We start from the raw sequence: 22,090 nt of genomic DNA, 5'->3' as shown, positions 1-22,090 counted from the left end.
TTGGCGGCCAGCTCTTTTCGGCTGGTCGCTTTTTAGGGCGATGGGGCAACTTGCAAGAGCATTTGTTTGATCCTGTCGCCGTCCGCGACATTTAGGCGAACGGGCAGGGTGATGACCTTGCTGCGGAACGCTGCGGGCAGGCGGACGGCGTCTTTCTCGGTCGTGACCATCTGTGCACCGAGCAGGCGTGCCTCATTTTCCAACCGGGTCATCAAGGCCGGGGTCAGTGGCTGGTGATCGTCCAGTGCTTCGGCCCGCAACAGGGTTGCGCCTTGCTGGCGCAGGGTTGCAAAGAACTTCTCCGGGTGGCCGATCCCGGCAAAGGCCAGAACCGGCGTGTCGGCCCAGTCCATCCCGGTTTGCAGCGCCTCGACCACACCCGTGGCGTGGGGAACGGTCAGCTTCAGCCCCCATCTGTTGGTGAATTCGATCTGCGCGGCGGCATCCCCTAGTGACAGGACGAGATCGGCACGTTTCAGGCCCACATCGACCGGTTCGCGCAACGGTCCGGCAGGCAGGCACAACCCGTTGCCGAACCCGCGCTGGGCATCCACCACGATGACCGAGAAATCCTTGGCGACCGAGGGGTTTTGAAACCCGTCATCCAGAACGATCACCGTCGCTCCGGCCTCGGCGGCGGCTTTGGCCCCGGCGGCGCGGTCCTTTGCCACCCAGACATCGGCAAAGGCGGCCAGCAACAGCGGCTCGTCCCCGACCTCGGCTGCGGTATGCTTGCCCGGATCAACGCGCACCGGCCCGTCCAGCGATCCGCCATGGCCGCGTGTGACCACATGGGTCTGATGCCACGCATCGCGCAACTGTTCGATCATCCAGATCACGGTGGGGGTCTTCCCGGTGCCGCCCGCATTCAGGTTGCCAACGCAGATCACTGGTACGCCGGGTGTTAGACCCGGCTGGGCCGCAACGCGCCGGGCGGTTGCGGCCGCGTAAAGTCCCCCAAGCGGAGCTAGAAGTCGTGCCCGGATTGCCAATCGGTCAGGTGCGGTGTGCCAGAAATCAGGTGCCTGCATGATCTGATCCCCGCCGATCCAATGTGTCCTGCACCAATTCGATCAGGCGATCCGCCTGCGGTGCGCCCTCGGTTACGACCTGCCATCCGGCCAGCGCCATATCGGCGGCGCGGTCCGGGGCCAGGCTTTCCACAACAGCGTCACCCAGTTCGGTTGCACTTCTCACCACTCTTGCGGCACCCGCCCGGTCAAGCTGATCGTATATCTGTTGGTGCCGATGCACAAACGGGCCGTGAATAACCGCCGAGCCCAGGGCAACCGCAATCAGCGGGTCCTGTCCACCTGACCCGCGTTCCAGCGTGCTGCCGATGAAGGTCACGGCTGAAACGCGCTGCCAGAGACCCAAAGCTTCGGCATCCGAGGACAGGATCACCTGCGTGTTGTCCTCGATTGTTCCGCCTTCATCCCAGTTGACGCAGCGCAGGTCCATCGCCTCAAGCCGTCGGTGCAGCGGGGCTGCCTCGTAGATATCCGCGACATGCAGCACAAGGGCCAGCCTGGGCAGCATTCGGGTCGCTTGCCTATGGGCGCTGAGGACAGAGATGAATTCCTTGTCCTGCACCCAGGAAGCTAGCCACACAGGGCGACCAGACAGGGCATGCGTCATCTCGATCAACTCATCCTCAGGCCAGGGGCGGGGGTTGGGGCTGACCATAAGGGGCGGAGCTGTGCCCACTTTCGAGGACGAGATACCCAGCCGGCGGATTTGCCGGGCGGCTTCGTTATTCGTGGTTAGGATGGAGGTGAAACTGTCGAAGGTCAGTCGGGTCAGGTCTGGCAGCCAGCGTCCACCCGGTGCGATGTTGAAGTGATAGGCGGCTTCGGCAAGGATCAGAGGGATGCCCCTTTCCTGCGCCCGCGTGATCAGGTTGGGCATCAGCCCGCCGCCAATCCAAAGGCCGATATCTGGGCGCCAATGCTCTAGAAAGGCGCGCGCGGCGCCGGTCTGTTCGGATGGCAGGTTGATCAGGGGAAAGTCGCCCGACGGCCAGCGAGACAGATCTGCATCCGGCGGGGCCGTCAACAGGATCGACAGATCGGGTCGGACCTGTTGCAGGCGTTGACAAAAATCAACCACTGCCCGCTGCCGATCCCGTGCGCCGATATGTATCCAGATCAATTCACCCCCGGGGCGTGGGGCGTAGGCGGTGTCTCCTGCGCTGGACACCCCCCAAGACAGGACGCGATAGGCCGTCAAGCTCATCGAGCGCGTCTTGGTCATGACCAGGGTCCGGTGCTTTCCGGCTCCAGCATGTTGGTTATACGGCTGTGCAAGGCGGCCCCTGCAGCGACGACCCCATTTAGGCGGGGATGCGGGTTGTTGAAGCGCAGCGGCCCGCCCAATCGGTCGGAACACACTCCGCCCGCTTCGCGGATGATCAGATCACCGGCGGCGATATCCCATTCCCAGCTTGGGCGCAGCGTCAGCATCCCGTCGAACCGCCCTTGCGCAACCGTAGCCATGCGATAAGCCAGCGACGGGCGGTAGTTGCGCTGAAAGCCGGGAATTGTGCCATTGCGCCAATGGCTGGCGTCCATATTTGGTCTGGCTGCCAGAACTTCAGCGCTGTTCAGATCGTCGATGCCAGACACACGTATTGCGGTGCCGTTTAGCGTTGCTCCCTGCCCTTTGGCTGCCGCAAAAAGCAGGTCGCGGCGGGGTAAGTATATAACAGCTGCCGTAACTTCTTGGCCTTCTGTAACGGCTAGCGAATGCGCCCAGGTCCGCGAGCCTTCGGCAAAGCTGCGCGTGCCGTCGATCGGGTCGATGATGAACACCCGGTCTTTTGTAAGCCGCGCTTGGGAATCCTCTGTCTCTTCGCTGAGCCAGCCATAGCCGGGCCGGGCAGCTGGCAGCTTCTGCTCCAGCATCGCGTTCACCGCCAGATCGGCTTCGGTCACCGGGCCCGCGCCGCCGGGTTTGTCCCAGCGCTGGGCCGTGGTGCCCGAATAGCGGGTAGCGATCTTTCCGGCCTCCAATGCGGCGTCGATCAGCAGGGGCAGGTCAGTTGCCGGCAAGTGTCATCCCTTCGATCAGCAACGACGGCACCACGCGCGACAGATAGGGGCGGGCGTCATTGGCCGGAACGATCCGTTTCAACATGTCGCGCAGATTGCCCGCAATGGTGCATTCGTTGACCGGATAGGTGATCTCGCCATTTTCGACCCAAAAGCCTGATGCGCCGCGGGAATAGTCGCCTGTATTGGGGTTGATGGTTGACCCGATCATCGACGTCACCAAAAGCCCGGTTCCCATATCGCGCAGCAGGTCAGCCCTGCTTTGATCACCCTGCGTCAGGCTCAGGTTCCAGTTGCTGGGAGACGGGGGCCCCGAGACCCCGCGAGCAGCGTTACCCGTCGAGGTCATGTCCAACTTGCGCGCACTGGCCAGATCCAAGGTCCACCCGGTCAGAACGCCGTTTTCGACAATCGCCCGGCGTCGGGTTGGCAGGCCTTCGGCGTCAAACGGGCGGGATCCGGCAATGCGCGGGCGATGCGGGTCTTCGATCAGCGATATACGCTCGGGCAGAACCTGTTCGCCGAGACAATCCGACAGCCAGGATGCGCCGCGCGCAATGGCTGCGCCGTTGCTGGCCCCCAGCAAATGCCCGATCAGCGAGGACGAGATGCGCTCGTCAAACAGAACCGGAAAGGTGCCGGTGGTTGGTTTCCGTGCGCCCACTTGCTGAACCGCACGCTCCCCGGCGGTGCGGCCGATCTCGTCGGGTGCGCGCAGATCGGTCTGAAAGGTGCGGCTGTCACCATCATAGTCCCGCTCCATCCCGGTGCCTTCGCCCGAGATCGCCACGCAGGATGTTGACCGGCTGGACCGAGTATAACCGCCGGAAAATCCATTGCTGGCTGCCAAATGCACCCGGTGCGTCCCATAGGCCGCCGCCGCATCCGAGACCTGAGACACCCCGTCAACAGCCAGCGCCGCAGCCTCGGCGGCCAATGCGTCCTGCAACAGGGCTTCGGCCGTGGGTTCGGGGGTGGGATCAAACAGCTCCAGCGCCTGCATGTCCCAGGTTTTGGCAAGCTGGTCTGGGTCGGCGAGGCCGGTAAAGGGGTCTTCGGGGGCTTCGCCTGCCATGGCGACGGCACGTTCGGCCATTGCCGTCAGGGTCTCGGGGCGGCTGTCCGAGCTGGATACGATCGCCTGCCGCTTACCCAGAAACACACGCAACCCAAGATCGGTACCTTCCGACCGTTCCGCGTGTTCCAGCGCCCCGGCGCGCACCTCGACCGACACGGAGGAGCCGTCCAATACAATGGCATCGGCAGCCTCGGCCCCCGCTTTGCGGGCCGCATCCAGCAGGTTCTGGCTGATTTCTTCAAGTGCGCGGGTCATGGGGCCTCCGGGTGTGGTTGTATTGGACCTAGCCCCGGACCGGGCGTCCCGCAAGGCCCCCAATGCCATTGGGCACAACGAAGTTGCGTGAACGCAGGGCGCATTTCAGGGCAATGGAAAATCGTCACCGGGTTCGAACCGGAAAAGACGTCAGAGGGCAGGCGATGACCGCCCTCTGACAGTGCAGGTCACTTGATGCGCTGACCATTGGCCTTGATCTGGCCGCCCTCGGTGAATTCGATCTTGGAATTCAGCGTATCGGGTTCTTCGCCAGGAACGGCCATCAGACCCATCATCATCCGTGCGCCCAGGGCATCGCTTTCCGCAACCAATCCCATGCTGATCAGCGTGTCGATCAACTTATTGGCCCCGACCAGTTGCAATGTAGTGCTGCCGACAGGTGTGGGCAGGCCGCCCAGTTCTTGCGTATTGGTGTTGTCGAAGGTGAAGTCGCCCTCACCGGTCAGTTTTGCACCGACCAGAGACACCAGCAGTTCGTTAATCTTCAGCGAATGCAACTCACCCGGCGCGTCTTCGGACAAGGCCAGCGACTCGACTGCCTCGGGGTCGAAGAAATCTGTCAGGATTTTTGCAGTGCCCGCCGTATCCAAAGCAATGGTGGCTGGATCTCGCGGCAGCGCACCTGCGGGGTCAAAAATGCTCCACAACACGTCCGACATGGTGAAATCGGTCAGGTTGAAGGCAAAGCCGAACGGTTGAATTTCTTCGGATTTCTGCACCGGGAATTCGAATTTCAACCCGGCATTGGCCATCGCAATCTCGATCGGGAAAGGCAGGTCTGCCGTGGTCACTGCCAGTTTGGTGCTGTTCTGCTCCAGATCATAGGCCAGACGCTGCGCGTCAAAGCTGGCCCCGAACCGCCCCCCCTCAGAGGAACTGCTCATGTCAAAGCTTTCTCCGTCCGAGGTGCCCGCGATGGCCGTCTTGCCGGAGGCATAGGTAAACAGCCCCGAGAATTCGAAACCATTTTGGTAAAAGGCCAGAGGGTCCGACACATCGAAACTCGACGGAATGACGTTGGTGCCTTCAAACGCAAGCTGTTCCAGCGAGCCGTCGATCTTGCCGGTATCGTCGCTCTCGGGGTCGTCGAAGGCCAGATCATAGCTGAGTGCGCTGGCGGTGAAGGTCTGGTCTATATCGCGGTTTTCACCGATCTTCATGCGTGAACTGCCTGACAGATCGGCAAGCTGTACGGCCACACCCAAAACGTCGCTGGGCAGAGTTTCATCATTGGCCGTTATCTCGTCCAGCGTGATCCCTAGCGTGTCGGCGGTGTAGTCATAGGTCATCTCATCCGGGCTGCCCGACACGACCATGTTCAGACCTTTGTGGGTGTATAGGATCTTGGCCGAGAACGCCTCGCCCTCACCCTCACCCGAGACAGTCATCGGCAGAGTTTCGGGCAGGGAAATGCTGACGGTTCCATCGCCGTTTTCGGTCAGCGTCATCTGCGGGACCTGCATTTTAAAGCTGCTGTCCTCTTCGGGCAGAACCATGTTCAGGTTCATGTCCGTGATGCTAAGTACATTGCCATTGGCTGATTGCTGCGCCTCGACCGTGTAGCCCATCTGGGACAGATAGCTTTGCCAGTCGTTCCACACATCCTGTGCAGTAACATCGGCAAACGCGCCTTGGGAAATGACGGCATAGGCCAAAACAGCGCCGCTGCTGCGGCGAAGGAAAACGGACATTACAAGAACCCTTCTTGATCAATTTTGCGGGCATCGTCGTGCCTGTGGCGTCGGGCGTCAAGGGGCAAGGGCTGGACCCTTTCCCCGTTAGCGAGGTAGAGGTTTACACAATCTCAAAACAACGGAGGTACAGGGTCCACATGCAAGGAAAAACCGTACTGATAACTGGGGCCAGTCGCGGCATCGGGGCCGAAGCAGGGCGCGTTTTTGCCGCGGCCGGGGCGAATGTCGCCCTTGTTGCGCGCAACAGGGACCAGATCGATGCTCTGGCGGCTTCGCTGGGGGAGAATGCGATTGCGTTGCAATGTGACGTCAGCGATTTTGCGCAGTTCGAACAGGCCGTGGCCGATTGCGTGGACCGCTTTGGCGGGCTGGACGTGCTGATCGGCAATGCGGGTGTGATTGATCCGATCTTTCATCTGTCGAATGCCGATGTCGAGGCTTGGGGTAAGGCGATCGATATTAACCTCAAGGGTGTTTTCTACGGGATGCGCGCCGCGTTGCCGATTATGCGGGCAGCCGGTGGAGGGACGGTGATCACCATCTCGTCCGGCGCGGCCTCGAACGCGATTGAGGCGTGGAGCCACTATTGCGCCTCCAAGGCCGGGGCGAAGATGCTGACCGAGTGTTTGCATCTTGAGGAATCTATTCACGGCATCCGCGCGATGGGGCTATCTCCGGGTACTGTGGCCACGGATATGCAGCGCGTGATCAAGGCCAGCGGCATCAACGCCGTCAGCCAGTTGGAGTGGAGCGATCACATCCCCGCCGATTGGCCCGCGCGCGCGTTGCTATGGATGTGCACCAAGGACGCCGATGAGTTTCTGGGTGATGAGATATCGCTACGCCGCGAGGACATTCGACAACGGGTAGGTCTGACGTGATTGAGTTAAGTAAGGCGGACGGGCTTTGGATCGTTACGCTGAACAACCCCGGAAAGGCCAATGCGCTGACCGGGGCAATGCTGACCGAACTTTGCGAAATAGCCGAAGCCGCGACAGAGGCACGCGCCTTGATCCTGACCGGTGCGGGCAAGGTGTTCAGCGCTGGTGCCGATCTGGATGAGGCGCGGGCAGGGCTGGCAACCTCGGATTTGTGGGAACGTCTGTCCGGAGCCATTGCAGCGCTGCCATGCCTGACCGTGGCGGCCCTGAACGGGACGCTGGCGGGCGGGGCCAACGGGATGGTTCTGGCCTGTGACATCCGTATTGCCGTGCCCACGGCCAAGTTTTTCTACCCGGTCATGAAGCTGGGGTTTTTGCCTCAACCGTCTGATCCGGGTCGTATGGCAGCGCTGATCGGGCCATCCCGGACCAAGATGGTCCTGATGGCCGGGCAAAAGATCGCAGCGGATGAAGCCTTTGCCTTCGGTCTGGTCGACCGTGTGGTTGAACCTGACGTATTGATGCAGACGGCGCGGGATCTGGTGGCAGACAGCCTGAGCGCCGATCCGAAAATCGCGGCTGGAATTGCCGAACTTTGCCCATGAGATTATCTGCCATCCGTCTTCGGGTCGCGGACCCTGAACGCCTGTCAAAGTTCTACGGCGAGCTTTTGGGCATGCGCGCGCAAGAACAGGGGGCGAGCCTGCGTCTGGGATATGCAGGCGAAGATGCCGATCTGCTGCTGATGCCGGGCGGTGGGGGCTATAGCCACGACCAAGGCCAGCGCTATTGGAAGATTGGCATTACCCTTCCCGACGTCGATCTGGCAGCGGCTTATCTGCGGCGACAGGGGGTTGAGGTCTCGACCCCTCGGCAGTTTCTGGACATCGGCTATATGTGCCACCTAACCGACCCCGAGGGGTTTGTCATCGAACTGCTGCAACATGATTTTGAGGGCAACCGCCCAGACAACGCGGCAGATCCCGACGATCCGTTTGCGCAGGCCCGGATCGGTCAGATCACCCTGCGCACAGGCGATATCGGGGCCGAGGACAAGTTCTGCCGCGCGCAGGGCATGCGCCTTTTGTCGATGCAGGATGTTGCCCAATACGGGTTCGACCTGCATTTCTATGCCTTCACCGACGAGACACACCCGGATGCCGATCCGTGGGTCGTGGCGAACCGGGAATGGCTGTGGAAACGTCCCTACACGACCTTGGAATTTCAGAACGTGGCAGGTGCGCAATTCGCACCCTCGCCGGATTATCGCGGGATCGAGATCGAAGGGCTACCCGCCCCTATCCACGATGCGTTCGGGGATCGCGTCTGGCCGGGTTGATCAACGCCCGCGCCGCTTGCCCGGAACTTTTGAGCGAAAGCCGGGCGGGCGTTTGCGCACCCAGTTCAGGAATTTCTCAATTCGAGGGTGTGTACGCAGGGCTTCGACCGTGTTGAAATTGCGGGCCAGTTCGGCTTCGGACAATGTGGCGTGGACCTCTTTGTGGCAGATCACGTGCAGTAAAACCGTGGGACCGCCCTTGCCCCCTTTGAGTTTTGGGATCAGATGGTGCAGGCTTCCGCCCCCGTCAGGAATGGGGCGGTCACATAGCGGGCAGATGGGGTCGCGGTCGGGCATGGGGCAGACTGTGGCTCAGGGCGTGCGAAAGGCAAGAGGACAGCAATGGCACATGCAGTTGTAATCGGTGCCGGGCCTGCGGGTCTGATGGCGGCAGAGCAGCTTGCAGCAGCGGGTCACGACGTGCTGGTGGCCGAGGCCAAGCCTTCGGTCGCGCGCAAGTTTCTGATGGCGGGCAAATCCGGCTTGAACCTGACCAAGGACGAGACGTTCGAGAATTTGATGCCTGCATACGGCGCGGCCGATTGGCTGCGTCCGATCGTGGCCGAGTTCGACGCCGTCGCGGTGCAGGGCTGGGCAAGAGGGTTGGGGCAAGAGCTGTTCACCGGTTCGACCGGGCGGGTGTTTCCCAGCGCGATGAAAGCCTCGCCGCTGTTGCGAGCATGGCTGCGGCAGTTGGACGAGGCGGGTGTGCAGATCCGAACCCGCTGGCGTTGGTTGGGCTGGGACGGCGACGCTTTGCGCTTTGATACGTCTGAGGGGCCGCAGGTCATCAAACCCGACGCGACCGTGCTGGCGCTGGGCGGGGCCAGTTGGGCGCGGCTAGGATCAGATGGGCAATGGGCGAAGATGCTAGCAGAGAAAGGTGTGGCGCTGGCTTCGTTCGAACCGGCGAATTCGGCGCTGTCGGTGGCGTGGAGCCCTCATATGCAGCCGCATTTCGGCAAGGCGCTGAAATCGGTGCGCTGGATGGCCGGAGAGTTGCACAGCAGGGGTGAGGCCACGATCTCTGCCGCCGGGCTGGAAGGCGGCGGGCTGTATTCGCTTACACCGGCGCTGCGTCGGGGAGCGGATCTTAATGTCGATCTGGTGCCCGATCTGGGTGCGAAAGCTTTGCAGGCGAGGTTTGAGGCAAAAAGCGCGAAAACAACGTTGTCTCAATGGCTGAAAAAGGCTCTGAAACTGCCGCCACAGAAAATTGCACTGTTTCATGAGATGTCCAAGCAAACAGGTGCGTCGCAAGGGCACGAAGCTGCGTCGCTCAAACACTTACCCATCCTTGGCGCGCAGCTGCGCCCGATGGACGAAGCGATTTCAACCGCAGGTGGGGTTCAGCGAGGCGCCATGGATGGCCACCTGATGCTAACGGCCAAACCTGGCGTGTTCTGTGCCGGTGAGATGCTGGATTGGGAGGCCCCGACGGGGGGATATCTTCTGACCGCGTGCCTCGCCACCGGGCGCTGGGCCGGGCGCGGGGCCGTGCAATGGCTGGCGCGCTAACGCGACCGGGCCAGCATTGCTAAGCGGATCATGGCGCGTTCCACCAATGCCATGGCGGGTGCGGTTTGACCGGCGGACCGCAAGGACAGGTCCGTATCGGTCAGAACGGTCAGCGCGGTTTGCAGCTTTGGCGCGCCCCATCCCTGCGCCTGCCGCAGAATCCGGTCGCGCCGTTTGCCATAGACCGGCGGACGCAGTTTGCCGATACCCTGCGCCGCCCCACCAGGGTCCGATGCGCAGGCGTAAAGTGTACGAAAATGCCGGGTGGCCCCAATGCACAAAGTCACCGCATTGGTGCCTTGCGATTGCAAGCGGCGGATCAGAGGACCAATTTCGCCCGCACGGCCCTCGGCCACCACGTTCAGAACATCGTCCAGCGCGGCCTCGGTCGAGCGGGGGGCGCAGGATTCGATATCCTCGATGGTCAGCTCAGAGCTGTCTCCGCGCTTGTATAGGGACAGCTTTTCAATGGTTTGCGCAAAGTCTCCGGGGCTGATTCCGGCTGCAAGTTCGGTTATCGCCGACATGGAATCGGACGGGATGTTCTTCAACCCGGCCTCGGACAGAACCCGTTCGACCTCGGCCCGCGATGGGGGATCGTCGTAGATGCCGACCGCATAGGCAGAAGGGTGTGCTTCAAAGGCCTTGCGGATTTTCGAGCTGGGTTTCAACAGCCCGGCGGTGACGATGATCTGAGCGTCACCGGGTGCCCAATCCTCGAAGGCTGCAAGAATCGCAGGGGCAGCCACGTCGGTGGTATCCTCGACAAACACAGCGCGTGGGCCGGGAAAGAACCCGACGGCTTTTACCGCATCCAGCAACAGGGCCGGGTCGCCGCGCAGATCGCTGCCGGGCATCCGCGTCAAGCGCATCTCTTCTTCGGCATTTGCGCCCAGAAGGGCCGCCAGAACCTGCTGGCGCTTCAACGCCACACGCATCGCATCCGAGCCGTATATCAGCAACCCAAGCTTGTCGGCGTCAGGCCGCGCAAAATACCCCTCAGCCTCGCGTGGGCTGAGCTTCATGTGCCAAGTCCCGGGACGGTGTAAAGCTCGGTTACGATCTGGTCCGACAGAATCACCATCAGCCGCTGCATCGCATCCCGCTCGTCCGCCAGAGTCGACACGGTCGAACCGGCTGCGGAATAGCCGACGAAATTGTTCACCCGGCCCGAGGCCAAAATCTGCCCGGTCTCATTCGACCGCAGCGCGTAGGTCGCGGTGCCTTCGATATTCAGACGGTTGGTCTCGTTGGTCTGGGTGATCGCGGCAGAACGAACTACAGTCGAGACATCGACATCAAGATTATAGGCGTTACCCGAATTTGCACTGCGGCCCAGCCGTTGTTCCAGATTCTGGACCAGCAGAAAACTGTTGGTTGAATTCGGCGCCGATACTGTGACACGCCCGTCCAGAGCCGCGCCAGTGCCACCGGGGGCATAGACCGGTTCAAAGCCGCAGGCAGCGAGTGCCAGCGGCAGCATCAACAGGGTTCTGCGGTCAAACAACGACATTCACGATCCGGCCCGGTACAACGATCACCTTTTTCGGCGCATTGCCATCCAGCGCCTTTTGCACAGCTTCGGTGCTGAGCGCGATTTTTTCAACCTCGGCCTTGTCCATTTCCAATGGAACGCTGATTTCCGCGCGGCGCTTGCCATTGATCTGAATGGGCAGGGTGACGGTATCGTCGACCAGCATCTCCTCATCTGCGACGGGCCACGCGGCGGTGGCAACCAGCCCCTCACCGCCCAGCAATTGCCACAGCTCTTCTGACAGGTGCGGGGTCATCGGGGACATCAGCTGCGCCAGTGTTTTGGCCGCCTGACGTTTGGCATCTGCGCCCGCCTTGGATTTCGCCAGTGTATTGGTAAAGGCGTAAAGCTTAGCGATCGAGGCATTGAAACCAAAGGATTCGACCCCGCCTGACACATCATGAATGGCTTTGTGCATTTCACGCAGCAGGGTTTCATCCTCAGCATTGGCGGGCGCATCGGATTCGGCGATCTCAGTGGCGATGCGATGCACGCGGCTGAGGTGCTTAAAGGCGGCCTCGGCCCCGGATGCGGTCCATTCCACGTCGCGTTCGGGCGGCGAATCGGACAGCACAAACCAGCGCGCGGTATCTGCACCAAAGGCTGAGATAATGCTGACCGGATCCACCACGTTTTTCTTGGATTTCGACATCTTTGCCGAAGGGATGATCTCGACCTCGGTACCGTCGGCCAGTTTGCCGTCGGTCACGTCCTCGGGCAGGTGATAGACCGGTCGGCCATTGGTGTCGCGGGTTTGGTAGATTTCGTGCGTGACCATGCCTTGAGTGAACAGCGCGTTGAACGGCTCGATGGCCTTTTTGGGCAGGTGGCCGGTAATCTGCATGGCCCGCGCAAAGAAGCGCGAATAGAGCAAGTGCAGAATCGCATGTTCGATGCCGCCGATATACTGATCCACGTTCATCCAGTATTCGGCCTCGGCCAGATCGGTCGGGGTTTCGGCGCGGGGCGCGGTGAAACGAGCGAAATACCACGACGAATCGACGAACGTGTCCATCGTGTCGGTCTCGCGTGTGGCCGGGGCTCCGCATTTCGGGCATTCGCAGTCACGCCAGGTCGGGTGACGATCCAGCGGGTTGCCGGGTTTGTCGAATGTCACATCGTCGGGCAGGCGAACTGGCAGGTTCTCTTTCTTTTCGGGCACCACACCACAGGAATCACAATGCACCACGGGAATCGGGCAGCCCCAGTAGCGCTGGCGGCTCAGACCCCAGTCGCGCAGGCGATATTTGGTGACACCTTCGCCCCAGCCCGCCTTTTCGGCGAAATCGACGGTGGTGTTGATGGCCTCATCGCCCGTCGCCTCAGTGAGGCCGGCGAAGTGATTCACCCAGCGGACTTTCTCGGTTTTCGGCGGAACGAAAGCGATCTTGTCCACCGGGGTGTCATCGTCCAGTGCAAAGAACGTATCGACCACCGGCAGACCGTATTTGCGGCAGAAGTCCAAATCACGCTGGTCATGGGCTGGGCAGGCAAAGATTGCGCCGGTGCCGTAATCCATCAGGATGAAGTTCGCGATCCAGACCGGCAGTTCCCAATTCGGGTCCAGCGGGTGTTTGACGGTGATGCCGGTGTCATAGCCCAGCTTTTCGGCGGTCTCGATCGCTTCTTCGGTGGTGCCGCCCTTGCGGCATTCGGCCACGAATTCAGCGACTTCGGCGTTTTCAGCCTCCAGCTGCTTGGCAATCGGGTGATCGGGCGAGATGCCGACGAAAGACGCGCCCATCAGCGTATCGGGGCGAGTCGTGTAGACGGTGATCGGCTCGGCACCATCGGTGCGTTCAAAGCTGAACTGCAGGCCGCGCGATTTGCCGATCCAGTTTTCCTGCATCAACCGCACCTTGGCGGGCCAGTTTTCCAGTGTGTCCAGCGCGCCGAGCAATTCTTCGGAATAGTCGCTGATCTTAAAGAACCACTGCGTCAGTTCGCGCCGCTCGACCAGAGCGCCCGAGCGCCAGCCGCGCCCGTTTTCCACCTGTTCATTGGCCAGAACAGTCATGTCCACCGGGTCCCAGTTCACCACGGCGTTCTTGCGGTAGACCAGCCCGGCCTCAAGCATATCCAGAAACAATGCCTGTTGCTGGCCGTAATATTCCGGGTCACAAGTGGCGAATTCGCGCGACCAGTCGATCGACAGGCCAAGCGGTTTCATTTGCCCTCGCATGTCGGCGATGTTGCCGTAGGTCCAGTCTTTGGGGTGGCCGCCAATGGCCATCGCAGCGTTCTCTGCAGGCATCCCGAATGCGTCCCAGCCCATTGGATGCAGCACGTTGTGCCCAGTCGCCAGTTTGTGCCGCGCGATCACGTCGCCCATCGTGTAGTTGCGTACGTGTCCCATATGGATTCGGCCAGACGGGTAGGGGAACATCTCAAGCACGTAGTATTTCGGCTTGTCCGCCTTGTGATTAGCGGCAAAGATTCCGGCCTTGTCCCAGGCCTCTTGCCATTTTGCTTCGATTTCGTTGGCCGAGTAGCGCGACATCGTGCGGTCCTTCGTGAATGAAAACGCCGGGACAGAGCCCGGCGTGGTAATATTGTGATTTGCAGCGGGTGGCTAGAGCTTGTTGTCCGCAATCCGCAACTGGCGGGCGCGCGACAGGATTGCATCTTCAACCGCGCGCGTGGTTGCAGCGCTGACAGGAGCGCCTCCGCTGGTTTGAAGCGATACCGAAAGCGAACGCGCCGCGAGGGCCGGATCACTGATATGCACTGTGGCGCGATATTGACGACCACCACCCGGAGGTGTGCCGTAACCCGTTACGATTACACCGGTAAAGGGGTCCACCTCTTCGACAGGTAAGAAGTTCAGAATGTCCAGAGACGCCGACCACAGGTAGCGATTCACATTGGTGACCTGCTCGGCATCGGCGGTATCGAACACATCCCAGATCGTCGAGCGATTCGGGTCATTCAACTCGCGCTCAGCAGTGCTGGTGCCGTCTGACGAAAGTTGCAGGTTTGGGTTCGGTGGTTCAGAGTTGCCCAGCCCGCAAGATGAGACCAGGGCGGTCACAAGGATCATACCGAAAATCGTCTGCGGGCGCATCGTCGAAGGGTCCTATTTCATTGGGTCTCACTCGTTCAGAGATACTCCTAGACAAGGTCAGGTGCCGCAACAAGCCTATTCTTGTCACTTTAGGGTGGGTTTGTTGGTGTGGCGGGCCAGGCAATCAACTGTGGCATCCTTGCACCAATCTGCGGCCAATAGGGCGCGAGGCTTTATGCCAAGCTTGCGTGAGGGGGGCAAAAAGAGCGAAACGGTTCCCGTGCTGAGACACGTGCAAAGACATGTGTCGAGTAGAAAAACTTTGAAACCGAGGGAAACAAGATGAAAAAAGTTCTCTTCGCATCGACCGCTCTGCTGGCAACCGCAAGCATGGCGTCGGCCGAAATCAAATTCAGCGGCTACGGTCGCTTTGGTATCGGGTACCTGGAAGATCGCTCAAACGCGACTGGTACTACCAATATCACCATCACCACAATCGACGGCGGCACGGCGACAACAACCGTTGCTACGACTGCAGAAGCTGACGAAACCATCCTGGTCTCGCGTTTCCGCCTGAACATCGACGGCGTTGTCGATACCGATAGCGGCGTTGAGTTCTCGGCTCGTGTTCGCCTGCAGGCTGACGAAAACGCCAGCACAGGCGAAGCTGGCTCGGCTCAGCTGAGCGGTGCACGCTTCACCGTTCAGTACGAAGGTCTGCGTGTTGACGCGGGTAACGTTTCGGGTGCCTTCGACAACTTGGCCAACTACTACGGTAACGAGCCCGGTCTGGAAAGCTTCATCGGTCAGTACTCGGGTGTTGACTATAACTTCCTGGCCTTCTCGTCGACCGGCGCAGGTTCGAATGCTGTGTTCTTCCAGTATGCAGTTGGCGATTTCGCGTTTGGCGCGTCTTATGACCAGAATACTCTGTTCTTGAACGATGGCCTGGGCGGTACCGAAGATCGCGACCGCTGGGACGTTAGCGTAACTTACACCTTCAACAATGTTACTGCGGCGCTGGCCTATGGTGAAACCGACGGCGGTGACAGCGGCGAAGATTCAGACTTGCTGGTCTTCACCTTGGGTGCAGATTTCGGTGACTGGAATTTGACTGGGTTTGTTGCAGACGAAGACACACCGACTACCATTATCGGAACTCGTGAAGTTGAAACAGACGGCACTGCATGGGGTGTGTCGGCAGCCTACAACCTGGGCGCCGCGACAACTCTGAGCTTCGCTTACGGCGACGGTAACGCAGACGGCGACACCCAGCAGTATGGTATCGGCGCGGTATACGACCTGGGTGGTGGTGCATCGCTGCGCGGTGGTATCGGCAACAGCGACTGCGACGCATGTGAAGACTCGCAACTGCGCGCAGACTTCGGTGCATTCTTTGCATTCTAAGTTGAGCTGAACCGCATGGTTTAAGGGCAGGTCTTCGGACCTGCCCTTTTCTTTTGCGCCGACTTGGTGTTTTCCTGCGCGCAGGTCAATTCGAGGGAACCCATGCCGCTGCACGATATCTCAACCCGTATCACCAAGGCCGAGGCTGCCGCAGGACGCGTTGCTGGCAGTGTCAAACTGATCGCGGTGTCCAAGGTCCAGCCGAACGACCGCGTACTGGACGTTCTGGCGCAGGGCCACAGGTGCTTTGGGGAAAACCGGGTGCAGGAAGCGGCCGGAAAGTGGCCCGGTTTCATGGAAATATATCCCGATGTCGATTTGCACCTGATCGGCCCTTTGCAAACCAACAAAGCCCGTCAGGCGACCGAGCTGTTCAGCACAATACACTCAGTTGATCGCCCCAAGCTGGCCAAGACACTCGCACGGTTGGCGCAAGAAGTGGGCGCGTGCCCTGACCTGTTCATTCAAGTCAACACGGGGGAAGAGGCGCAAAAGGCTGGCATTAAACCATCCGAAGCTGACACGTTTATTGCCGAATGCATGGCGCTGGATCTGCCGGTCGTCGGGCTGATGTGCATCCCTCCGGTCGATGAAGAAGCCGCGCTGCATTTTGCATTGCTGGCGAAGATCGCCGCCCGCAATGGGCTTGAGGGGCTGTCGATGGGTATGAGCGACGATTTCGAAAAGGCTATCGCCTTGGGTGCGACCCATGTGCGGGTCGGCTCGGCGATCTTTGGCGAACGCGTCAGGCCCGAGGAATAATTACCCGCGTCCCGGGCAGCACCCTTTGCGCGATCCAGTGCAGATGATCGCGCCGAAAGGCAATGCAACCTTCGGTCGGAAATCCGGGTCGCCGCCATTGATGCAGAAAAATGGCCGACCCACGACCCGGAACTGCATTGGGCCAGTTCCAATCCGTCAGCAGCACAACATCGTAGAGCGGATCAGCGCGGCGCAGTCTCTCGTGGCTGAACGGGTAGGGCGCGCGTACCAGTTGATTATATCGAGAATCGCTTCCGTCATCGGACCACAGATCCTGCGGTCCAGTCGGGATCGCCCAAGAGGTCGGCGCCACAACACGATCCGGTCGGTACAGAAGCCCGACGATGTGATGAATGCCGGTCGGGGTCGCCCCATCGCCCTCGCGTTTGTCGTTGCTCAGCCCGCCTTTGCCGATTGAGCAAGGAAACAAACGCCCGGCAAACCGAACGCCGCGCGGGGTCAGAACCAGATCTTGCGGGGTCACAGCAAGTGGCCGGACTTGGCCGCCTTGGTTGCCAGATATCCGCGGTTATGCGCGGTTTCGCCCACCTTCAGCGGTACACGCTCGGTCACGGCGATGCCGGTTTTCTCCATCATCGCAATCTTGGCAGGATTGTTCGTCAGCAATCGGACCGAGTTGAATCCCAGCGATTTCAGAATATCCGAACCCAATCGGAAATCACGCTCGTCATCCTCGAAACCCAGCCGGTGGTTGGCTTCGACCGTGTCGAACCCCTGATCTTGCAGGAAATAGGCGCGCATCTTGTTGGCCAACCCAATGCCCCGCCCCTCTTGGTTGAGGTAGAGCAGCACCCCGGCGCCCTCCGAACCCATCTGCGCCAGTGCCCCCCGCAGTTGCGGGCCGCAATCGCATTTCAAGCTGCCCATCAGGTCGCCGGTGAAACAGGCCGAATGCAGCCGCGCCAATACTGGTTTGCTTCGGTCCGGTCGGCCGATTTCGATGGCGTAATGTTCTTCGCCGCCATCTTCGGGGCGGAATACGTGCAACCGGCCTGCCTCGGACACCTCCATCGGAAGGCGCGCGGCGACAACGGCATTCAGGATGCTGCGATCGGCCAGATGCGGTGCGGCGCGAGTGTGGTCGATGCAGGTCAGACCGTGCGCAGCGGCAAATGCGCGCCCGTCCTCGACCGGGACCACAACGGCTGCGGGCAGCAGACGCGCTGATTTGGTCAGCGCAATGGCGATGCGGTGCAGATTGGCATTACCCTGACGTTCCGTCATCAGGGGGCCCTTCATAGGTGCGTTCAGATCGTCCGAAGGGTCGGCCACAGCCTGAACCCAACCGATATCGGTATCTGCCGGAATGACCACCCGCGCGAGATCACCGTCATAGGCCCGCGCTTTCAGAGTCTCAGCTCGTCTTACGGTGATTGCAACCACTGGCTCGCCGCCAAGGCTGCGCAAATCCGCAAGCCGTTGGGCGCTCAGGGTTTCTGAGGCAATGGCCAGCACGCTGAATCCACTGTCATCCGTTAGCACGACCGGGACACCCATACGCAGGTCCGCGCGGGCGCGTGCCAGCAGTTCCGATATGTCGGGGATAAGACTCATTTATGTTACCCTGTAACGATCAGCCTCTTTCTGTATCCTGATCCGCAGGAAATGTGAAATAATTCCTACTCGCCGGACACGAGGGCGTGAGACGATTGCAGCAAACCTTGTTGATTGCATATTCGACACGCAAGTGTCCGAAAAGGCTTAGGAGGACCGGGAATGGCACAGCTTAAGAAAATCCTGCTGGTGGATGATGATGAAGACCTGCGCGAGGCGCTGAGTGAGCAGCTCGTGATGACAGAAGACTTTGACGTGTTCGAAGCGTCAGATGGTGCCTCGGCCATGGAGCGAGCCCGCGAGGCGATTTATGACCTTGTTATTCTGGACGTCGGTCTGCCTGATACGGACGGGCGCGAGCTGTGCCGCCTGATGCGCAAGCAGGGCGTCAAAAGCCCTATCCTGATGCTGACCGGTCACGACAGCGACGCCGACACCATTCTGGGCCTGGATGCCGGTGCCAATGACTATGTTCCTAAGCCGTTCAAGTTCCCGGTTCTTTTGGCCCGCATCCGTGCCCAGCTGCGCCAGCACGAACAGTCCGAAGACGCCGTCTTTGTTCTTGGGCCGTATACGTTTAAGCCTGCGATGAAGATGCTGATCACAGAGGAGGATCGCAAAATCCGCCTGACCGAGAAAGAGACGAACATCCTTAAGTTCCTCTACCGCTCGGCGGATGGCGTGGTCGCGCGCGACGTGCTGCTGCACGAAGTGTGGGGTTACAACGCTGGTGTCACCACCCATACGCTGGAAACCCACATCTATCGCCTGCGTCAGAAGATCGAGCCTGATCCGTCCAATGCTCGCCTTTTGGTCACAGAATCGGGCGGATATCGTCTGGTCTCTTAACTGCCGGTGGATTGATGTGGATCAAAGTGATACCCTGAAGTCATCATTAGGTTACTCCCAACCCGCGCATGTCCGGGTTATGACATGCACCTCCCTGTTGGACTGCCGGGCCTGATGGCCCGGCCTTTTTTTGTGTAACGAGTCTGTATGACGCCCGGCCACCGTCCGTGACCACCCAAATTCCGGACGCGCTTGACTTGTCCCCCGGTACCGGTGCCAACTCGGCCCATCGTTTTGGGGGGATGGGATTTGTCCAGTGACATTCGTGAATTGTTGAAGATTGAAAAGCCAATTTTGTCAGCGCCGATGGGGGGCGCGGCGGGACCGGATCTGGTGGCGGCTGTCTGCAATGCGGGCGGTTATGGCGTCATCCCGTTGTGGGGCAAACCCGCGGCGCAGGTTGCAAGCGGCATTGAGGCGGTGCGTGCCCTGACGGACCGTAACTTTGCGGTCAATATCAACCTTGAATTTCCGTATGAGGAACAGCTTCAGACCTGTATCGACAAACAGGTTCACGCGGTTTCGCTGTTCTGGGGGATGGAGCCTGAGGCGATTTCCAAAGCCAAAACGGGCGGCTTGCTGGTGATGGCCAGCGTCGGCAACGCAGCCGAGGCCAAGGCGGCGGAAGAGGCTGGCGCAGATATCATTGTCGCCCAAGGGTGGGAGGCCGGAGGCCACGTCTGGGGCCAGGTCGCCACCATGGCGTTGATTCCCGCCGTTGTGGACGCGGTTTCGGTTCCGGTTGTTGCGGCGGGGGGCGTAGCGGATGGGCGCGGCATGGCGGCTGCGTTGATGCTGGGGGCTTCGGCCGTTTGGGTCGGCACCCGGTTTCTAGCCGGCGTTGAGGCCACGATTCATGGCGAATACCGCCGCCGCGTCCTGAACGCGACCGAGGCGCAGACCGAATGGTACTACGACCTCTATGATGTGAAATGGCCGCAAGCCCCGCATCGGGCGCTGGCCAATTCCACCGCGCAAAAGTGGAAAGACGCAGGGTCCGCCGCGCCGGGCCAGCGTCCCAACGAACAGGAAATTATCGGCCACCGTCCTGATGGTGAGGCCGTGGTGCGGTACCAAAGCTATACCCCGCTGCCCGAAACACAGGGCGATGTCGAGGCAATGTCGCTTTGGTCCGGGCAAGGCGTTTCGATGGTGCGCGAGGTGATGCCCGCCGCACAGATCGTCGATGAGATATTCAACGAGGCGCAAGCCCTGCTGAATGCGGCGCCGTGCCGGCTCTGACATACCGGTTTTTCCGATGGCACCCCGCCCCGCACCGCGCTAACGTCGCGCCCAACCGCGACAGAGGAGTCCCCCATGCCCTTTACTCTTGCCACCTGGAACATCAACTCGGTCCGCCTGCGCGAGCCTATCGTGCTGAAATTGTTGCAGGAAGAGGCCCCAGATGTGTTGTGTCTGCAAGAGTGCAAGTCACCGGTCGAGAAGATCCCGACCGAAGGCTTCGCCGAGCTGGGGTATACCCACATGGTTGCGCGGGGGCAAAAGGGCTACAACGGTGTCGCCATCCTGTCCCGCATCCCTATGGAGGAGGTGGGCGACAAGGATTTCGCCAGTCTCGGCCACGCCCGCCACATTGCGGCACGGCTGGAAAACGGCGTGACCATCCAGAACTTCTATGTCCCCGCAGGTGGCGATGTGCCCGACCGCGAGGTGAATGAAAAGTTTGGGCAAAAGCTGGATTACCTCGCCGACATGCGCGATTGGTTTCGCGCTGAAAAGCCCGAAAAATCCATTCTGGTCGGCGATCTGAACATCGCCCCACGCGAAGATGACGTGTGGTCGCACAAACAACTGCTCAAGGTTGTCTCGCACACCCCGATCGAGGTCCAGGCGCTGGCTGAGACGCAAGATGCAGGCGGTTGGGTTGATGTTACCCGTCAGGACATCCCCGAGGGGCAGCTCTATAGCTGGTGGTCCTACCGCGCGCGTGACTGGGAGGCAGCGGACAAGGGGCGGCGACTGGATCACGTCTGGGCCACGCCCGATATCTCGAACGCGGGACATTCCAGCCGCGTTCTTCGCGACGCGCGCGGGTGGGAAAAACCCAGCGACCACGCCCCGGTCTTTGCCACATTCGACCTGTAATCGCGCAAGTCAGCCCTTGGTTTCTGCCTGTTGCGGTTGCATATAGGGCGCAAGTACGAACGAAAGAGTGACTGCCATGGATCTTCTGAATACCGCCCCCGACTCTGCCGCTGCCGACCTGATCAAGGAAGGGTCCGAGGCCACTTTCATGGCCGACGTTGTGGAAACCTCGCAAGAGGTGCCGGTCATCGTCGATTTTTGGGCCCCGTGGTGTGGCCCGTGCAAAACGCTGGGCCCGATGCTGGAAGAGGCCGTCACCGCCGCCAAGGGCGCGGTCAAGATGGTCAAGATCAACGTGGACGAAGCGCAGATGATCGCCTCGCAAATGCGCATTCAGTCGATCCCGACAGTCTATGCCTTTTTCAAGGGTCAGCCTGTCGACGGGTTTCAGGGAGCGCTGCCGGGGTCCGAGATCAAAGCGTTCGTTGACCGGGTGATCGAAGCGGCAGGCGGCGAAAGCCCCGGTGGTCAGTTGGACGAAGCCGTTGCCGCTGCCGAGGAAATGCTGGCCGAGGGCGCGGCAAGCGATGCGGCCCAGACTTTTGCCGCGATTTTGGGCGAAGATCCCAACCATGCCGGCGCTTACGGCGGTCTGGTGCGCGCGCATATCGCCGCAGATGATCTGGAACAGGCCGAGGCGATCCTGAATGGTGCTCCGGCTGAAATTTCCAACGCGCCCGAATTGGAAGCCGCCCATGCGCAGTTGGAACTGGCCAAACAGGCCGCCGATGCCGGCCCCGTGGCCGAGCTGAAGGCGGCGGTTGAGGCGGACCCCGACAACCATCAGGCACGCTTTGATCTGGCGCAGGCGCTGCACGCGAACGGGGACGTGGAAGAGGCCGTCGCGCAATTGCTGGACCTGTTTCGCCGCGACCGCGAGTGGAATGACGGCGCCGCCAAGGCGCAGCTCTTCACGATCTTTGATGCGCTCAAGCCAAATGACCCGATTGTTTTGAACGGGCGGCGTAAACTAAGCTCGATGATATTTGCCTAATTTCTGAACAGAGCTACACTCCG

Annotated in this window: 22 protein-coding genes; 10 read left to right on the top strand and 12 right to left on the bottom strand. The window is 60.6% G+C overall.

The features are described from left to right. Positions 1-32: 32 nt before the first annotated feature. The 5 genes from lpxK to ACR0L1_RS17960 all read right to left on the bottom strand — a co-directional run bounded on the left by lpxK (position 33) and on the right by ACR0L1_RS17960 (position 6,095). Positions 33-1,031 (bottom strand): tetraacyldisaccharide 4'-kinase, encoded by a 999-nt coding sequence (lpxK, locus tag ACR0L1_RS17980; RefSeq protein ID WP_480860166.1) that lies wholly within the window; start codon positions 1,029-1,031, stop codon positions 33-35. Further along, positions 1,018-2,253 (bottom strand): 3-deoxy-D-manno-octulosonic acid transferase, encoded by a 1,236-nt coding sequence (locus ACR0L1_RS17975; protein WP_480860164.1) that lies wholly within the window; start codon positions 2,251-2,253, stop codon positions 1,018-1,020. The genes lpxK and ACR0L1_RS17975 overlap by 14 nt, the downstream gene beginning before the upstream one ends. Further along, entirely contained in the window at positions 2,250-3,050 is an 801-nt protein-coding gene (locus tag ACR0L1_RS17970; RefSeq protein WP_170791247.1) for an inositol monophosphatase family protein, read from the bottom strand. Before ACR0L1_RS17970 ends, ACR0L1_RS17975 begins: the two co-directional genes overlap by 4 nt. Continuing rightward, positions 3,037-4,383: a TldD/PmbA family protein gene (locus ACR0L1_RS17965; protein WP_480860162.1), complete on the bottom strand. Its 1,347-nt coding sequence runs from the start codon at positions 4,381-4,383 to the stop codon at positions 3,037-3,039. Before ACR0L1_RS17965 ends, ACR0L1_RS17970 begins: the two co-directional genes overlap by 14 nt. 188 nt (positions 4,384-4,571) lie before the next feature. After that, entirely contained in the window at positions 4,572-6,095 is a 1,524-nt protein-coding gene (locus tag ACR0L1_RS17960; RefSeq protein ID WP_480860161.1) for a DUF2125 domain-containing protein, read from the bottom strand. A 140-nt stretch (positions 6,096-6,235) separates the two neighbouring features. Between ACR0L1_RS17960 and ACR0L1_RS17955 the strand changes: the two genes are divergently transcribed. From ACR0L1_RS17955 to ACR0L1_RS17945, 3 genes are read left to right on the top strand one after another with little or no spacing between them, the layout of a single operon-like run. Next, a complete protein-coding gene (locus tag ACR0L1_RS17955; RefSeq protein ID WP_480505253.1) occupies positions 6,236-6,979 on the top strand; it encodes an SDR family oxidoreductase in 744 nt (247 codons plus the stop codon). After that, on the top strand, positions 6,976-7,584 hold the full coding sequence (locus ACR0L1_RS17950) for an enoyl-CoA hydratase/isomerase family protein (RefSeq protein ID WP_170791240.1): 609 nt from the start codon (positions 6,976-6,978) through the stop codon (positions 7,582-7,584). Before ACR0L1_RS17955 ends, ACR0L1_RS17950 begins: the two co-directional genes overlap by 4 nt. Further along, positions 7,581-8,318 (top strand): VOC family protein, encoded by a 738-nt coding sequence (locus ACR0L1_RS17945; RefSeq protein WP_480505255.1) that lies wholly within the window; start codon positions 7,581-7,583, stop codon positions 8,316-8,318. The genes ACR0L1_RS17950 and ACR0L1_RS17945 overlap by 4 nt, the downstream gene beginning before the upstream one ends. On the opposite strand, the gene ACR0L1_RS17940 is transcribed toward ACR0L1_RS17945, so the two are convergent. Next, positions 8,319-8,615, bottom strand: a complete 297-nt coding sequence (locus ACR0L1_RS17940) for an HNH endonuclease (RefSeq protein ID WP_170783087.1) — start codon at positions 8,613-8,615, stop codon at positions 8,319-8,321. 45 nt (positions 8,616-8,660) lie between these two features. On the opposite strand from ACR0L1_RS17940, the gene ACR0L1_RS17935 reads away from it, so the two are divergent. Next, positions 8,661-9,836, top strand: coding sequence for a TIGR03862 family flavoprotein (locus ACR0L1_RS17935; protein ID WP_480860159.1), 1,176 nt, complete (start codon positions 8,661-8,663; stop codon positions 9,834-9,836). Here ACR0L1_RS17935 and holA read toward each other — a convergent pair. The 4 genes from holA to ACR0L1_RS17915 form a co-directional block, all read right to left on the bottom strand. Continuing rightward, the gene (holA, locus tag ACR0L1_RS17930) at positions 9,833-10,861 is read right to left on the bottom strand and encodes a DNA polymerase III subunit delta (RefSeq protein WP_170791234.1); all 1,029 of its coding nucleotides are present in this window, start codon (positions 10,859-10,861) and stop codon (positions 9,833-9,835) included. The genes ACR0L1_RS17935 and holA overlap by 4 nt on opposite strands. Next, positions 10,858-11,349 (bottom strand): LPS assembly lipoprotein LptE, encoded by a 492-nt coding sequence (locus tag ACR0L1_RS17925; protein WP_480505259.1) that lies wholly within the window; start codon positions 11,347-11,349, stop codon positions 10,858-10,860. The genes holA and ACR0L1_RS17925 overlap by 4 nt, the downstream gene beginning before the upstream one ends. Next, positions 11,336-13,870, bottom strand: coding sequence for a leucine--tRNA ligase (leuS, locus tag ACR0L1_RS17920; RefSeq protein ID WP_480860157.1), 2,535 nt, complete (start codon positions 13,868-13,870; stop codon positions 11,336-11,338). The genes ACR0L1_RS17925 and leuS overlap by 14 nt, the downstream gene beginning before the upstream one ends. A 72-nt stretch (positions 13,871-13,942) precedes the next feature. Beyond that, positions 13,943-14,434, bottom strand: a complete 492-nt coding sequence (locus ACR0L1_RS17915; protein ID WP_480552431.1) for a DUF3576 domain-containing protein — start codon at positions 14,432-14,434, stop codon at positions 13,943-13,945. Between the two features lie 282 nt (positions 14,435-14,716). On the opposite strand from ACR0L1_RS17915, the gene ACR0L1_RS17910 reads away from it, so the two are divergent. Together ACR0L1_RS17910 and ACR0L1_RS17905 are read left to right on the top strand one after the other, a co-directional pair. Beyond that, positions 14,717-15,781 carry a porin gene (locus ACR0L1_RS17910; RefSeq protein ID WP_480860155.1) on the top strand — a complete coding sequence of 355 codons (1,065 nt, stop codon included), beginning with the start codon at positions 14,717-14,719 and terminating at the stop codon, positions 15,779-15,781. 102 nt (positions 15,782-15,883) lie between these two features. Continuing rightward, positions 15,884-16,543 (top strand): YggS family pyridoxal phosphate-dependent enzyme, encoded by a 660-nt coding sequence (locus ACR0L1_RS17905; protein ID WP_480860153.1) that lies wholly within the window; start codon positions 15,884-15,886, stop codon positions 16,541-16,543. On the opposite strand, the gene ACR0L1_RS17900 is transcribed toward ACR0L1_RS17905, so the two are convergent. Further along, positions 16,527-17,027 carry a L,D-transpeptidase family protein gene (locus tag ACR0L1_RS17900; RefSeq protein ID WP_480860151.1) on the bottom strand — a complete coding sequence of 167 codons (501 nt, stop codon included), beginning with the start codon at positions 17,025-17,027 and terminating at the stop codon, positions 16,527-16,529. The two genes, ACR0L1_RS17905 and ACR0L1_RS17900, sit on opposite strands and share 17 nt — an antisense overlap. Then, positions 17,024-18,118 (bottom strand): GTP cyclohydrolase II, encoded by a 1,095-nt coding sequence (gene ribA, locus ACR0L1_RS17895; RefSeq protein WP_170774805.1) that lies wholly within the window; start codon positions 18,116-18,118, stop codon positions 17,024-17,026. Before ribA ends, ACR0L1_RS17900 begins: the two co-directional genes overlap by 4 nt. 162 nt (positions 18,119-18,280) lie before the next feature. Here ribA and ACR0L1_RS17890 point away from each other — a divergent pair, with 162 nt between their 5' ends. The 4 genes from ACR0L1_RS17890 (at position 18,281) to trxA (ending at position 22,067) form a co-directional block, all read left to right on the top strand. Then, the gene (locus ACR0L1_RS17890) at positions 18,281-18,967 is read left to right on the top strand and encodes a response regulator transcription factor (protein WP_170355386.1); all 687 of its coding nucleotides are present in this window, start codon (positions 18,281-18,283) and stop codon (positions 18,965-18,967) included. A gap of 249 nt (positions 18,968-19,216) precedes the next feature. Next, positions 19,217-20,209 (top strand): NAD(P)H-dependent flavin oxidoreductase, encoded by a 993-nt coding sequence (locus ACR0L1_RS17885; protein ID WP_480860149.1) that lies wholly within the window; start codon positions 19,217-19,219, stop codon positions 20,207-20,209. 75 nt (positions 20,210-20,284) lie between these two features. Then, positions 20,285-21,073, top strand: coding sequence for an exodeoxyribonuclease III (locus ACR0L1_RS17880; protein ID WP_480505273.1), 789 nt, complete (start codon positions 20,285-20,287; stop codon positions 21,071-21,073). 76 nt (positions 21,074-21,149) lie between these two features. Next, the gene (trxA, locus tag ACR0L1_RS17875) at positions 21,150-22,067 is read left to right on the top strand and encodes a thioredoxin (protein WP_480505275.1); all 918 of its coding nucleotides are present in this window, start codon (positions 21,150-21,152) and stop codon (positions 22,065-22,067) included. Positions 22,068-22,090: the final 23 nt, after the last annotated feature.

The organism is Ruegeria sp. J8 (genome assembly GCF_056531925.1).
This window is presented reverse-complemented; position numbering and strand designations above follow the sequence as displayed.

Coding starts and splice junctions, on each gene's coding strand:
- ACR0L1_RS17965 (WP_480860162.1), bottom strand. CDS start 4,383: ATGACCCGCGCACTTGAAGAAATCAGCCAGAACCTGCTGGATGCGGCC.
- ACR0L1_RS17905 (WP_480860153.1), top strand. CDS start 15,884: ATGCCGCTGCACGATATCTCAACCCGTATCACCAAGGCCGAGGCTGCC.
- ACR0L1_RS17935 (WP_480860159.1), top strand. CDS start 8,661: ATGGCACATGCAGTTGTAATCGGTGCCGGGCCTGCGGGTCTGATGGCG.
- ACR0L1_RS17915 (WP_480552431.1), bottom strand. CDS start 14,434: ATGCGCCCGCAGACGATTTTCGGTATGATCCTTGTGACCGCCCTGGTC.
- ACR0L1_RS17890 (WP_170355386.1), top strand. CDS start 18,281: ATGGCACAGCTTAAGAAAATCCTGCTGGTGGATGATGATGAAGACCTG.
- trxA (WP_480505275.1), top strand. CDS start 21,150: ATGGATCTTCTGAATACCGCCCCCGACTCTGCCGCTGCCGACCTGATC.
- holA (WP_170791234.1), bottom strand. CDS start 10,861: ATGAAGCTCAGCCCACGCGAGGCTGAGGGGTATTTTGCGCGGCCTGAC.
- ACR0L1_RS17910 (WP_480860155.1), top strand. CDS start 14,717: ATGAAAAAAGTTCTCTTCGCATCGACCGCTCTGCTGGCAACCGCAAGC.
- ACR0L1_RS17945 (WP_480505255.1), top strand. CDS start 7,581: ATGAGATTATCTGCCATCCGTCTTCGGGTCGCGGACCCTGAACGCCTG.
- leuS (WP_480860157.1), bottom strand. CDS start 13,870: ATGTCGCGCTACTCGGCCAACGAAATCGAAGCAAAATGGCAAGAGGCC.
- ACR0L1_RS17880 (WP_480505273.1), top strand. CDS start 20,285: ATGCCCTTTACTCTTGCCACCTGGAACATCAACTCGGTCCGCCTGCGC.
- lpxK (WP_480860166.1), bottom strand. CDS start 1,031: ATGCAGGCACCTGATTTCTGGCACACCGCACCTGACCGATTGGCAATC.
- ACR0L1_RS17925 (WP_480505259.1), bottom strand. CDS start 11,349: ATGTCGTTGTTTGACCGCAGAACCCTGTTGATGCTGCCGCTGGCACTC.
- ribA (WP_170774805.1), bottom strand. CDS start 18,118: ATGAGTCTTATCCCCGACATATCGGAACTGCTGGCACGCGCCCGCGCG.
- ACR0L1_RS17955 (WP_480505253.1), top strand. CDS start 6,236: ATGCAAGGAAAAACCGTACTGATAACTGGGGCCAGTCGCGGCATCGGG.
- ACR0L1_RS17960 (WP_480860161.1), bottom strand. CDS start 6,095: ATGTCCGTTTTCCTTCGCCGCAGCAGCGGCGCTGTTTTGGCCTATGCC.
- ACR0L1_RS17940 (WP_170783087.1), bottom strand. CDS start 8,615: ATGCCCGACCGCGACCCCATCTGCCCGCTATGTGACCGCCCCATTCCT.
- ACR0L1_RS17975 (WP_480860164.1), bottom strand. CDS start 2,253: ATGACCAAGACGCGCTCGATGAGCTTGACGGCCTATCGCGTCCTGTCT.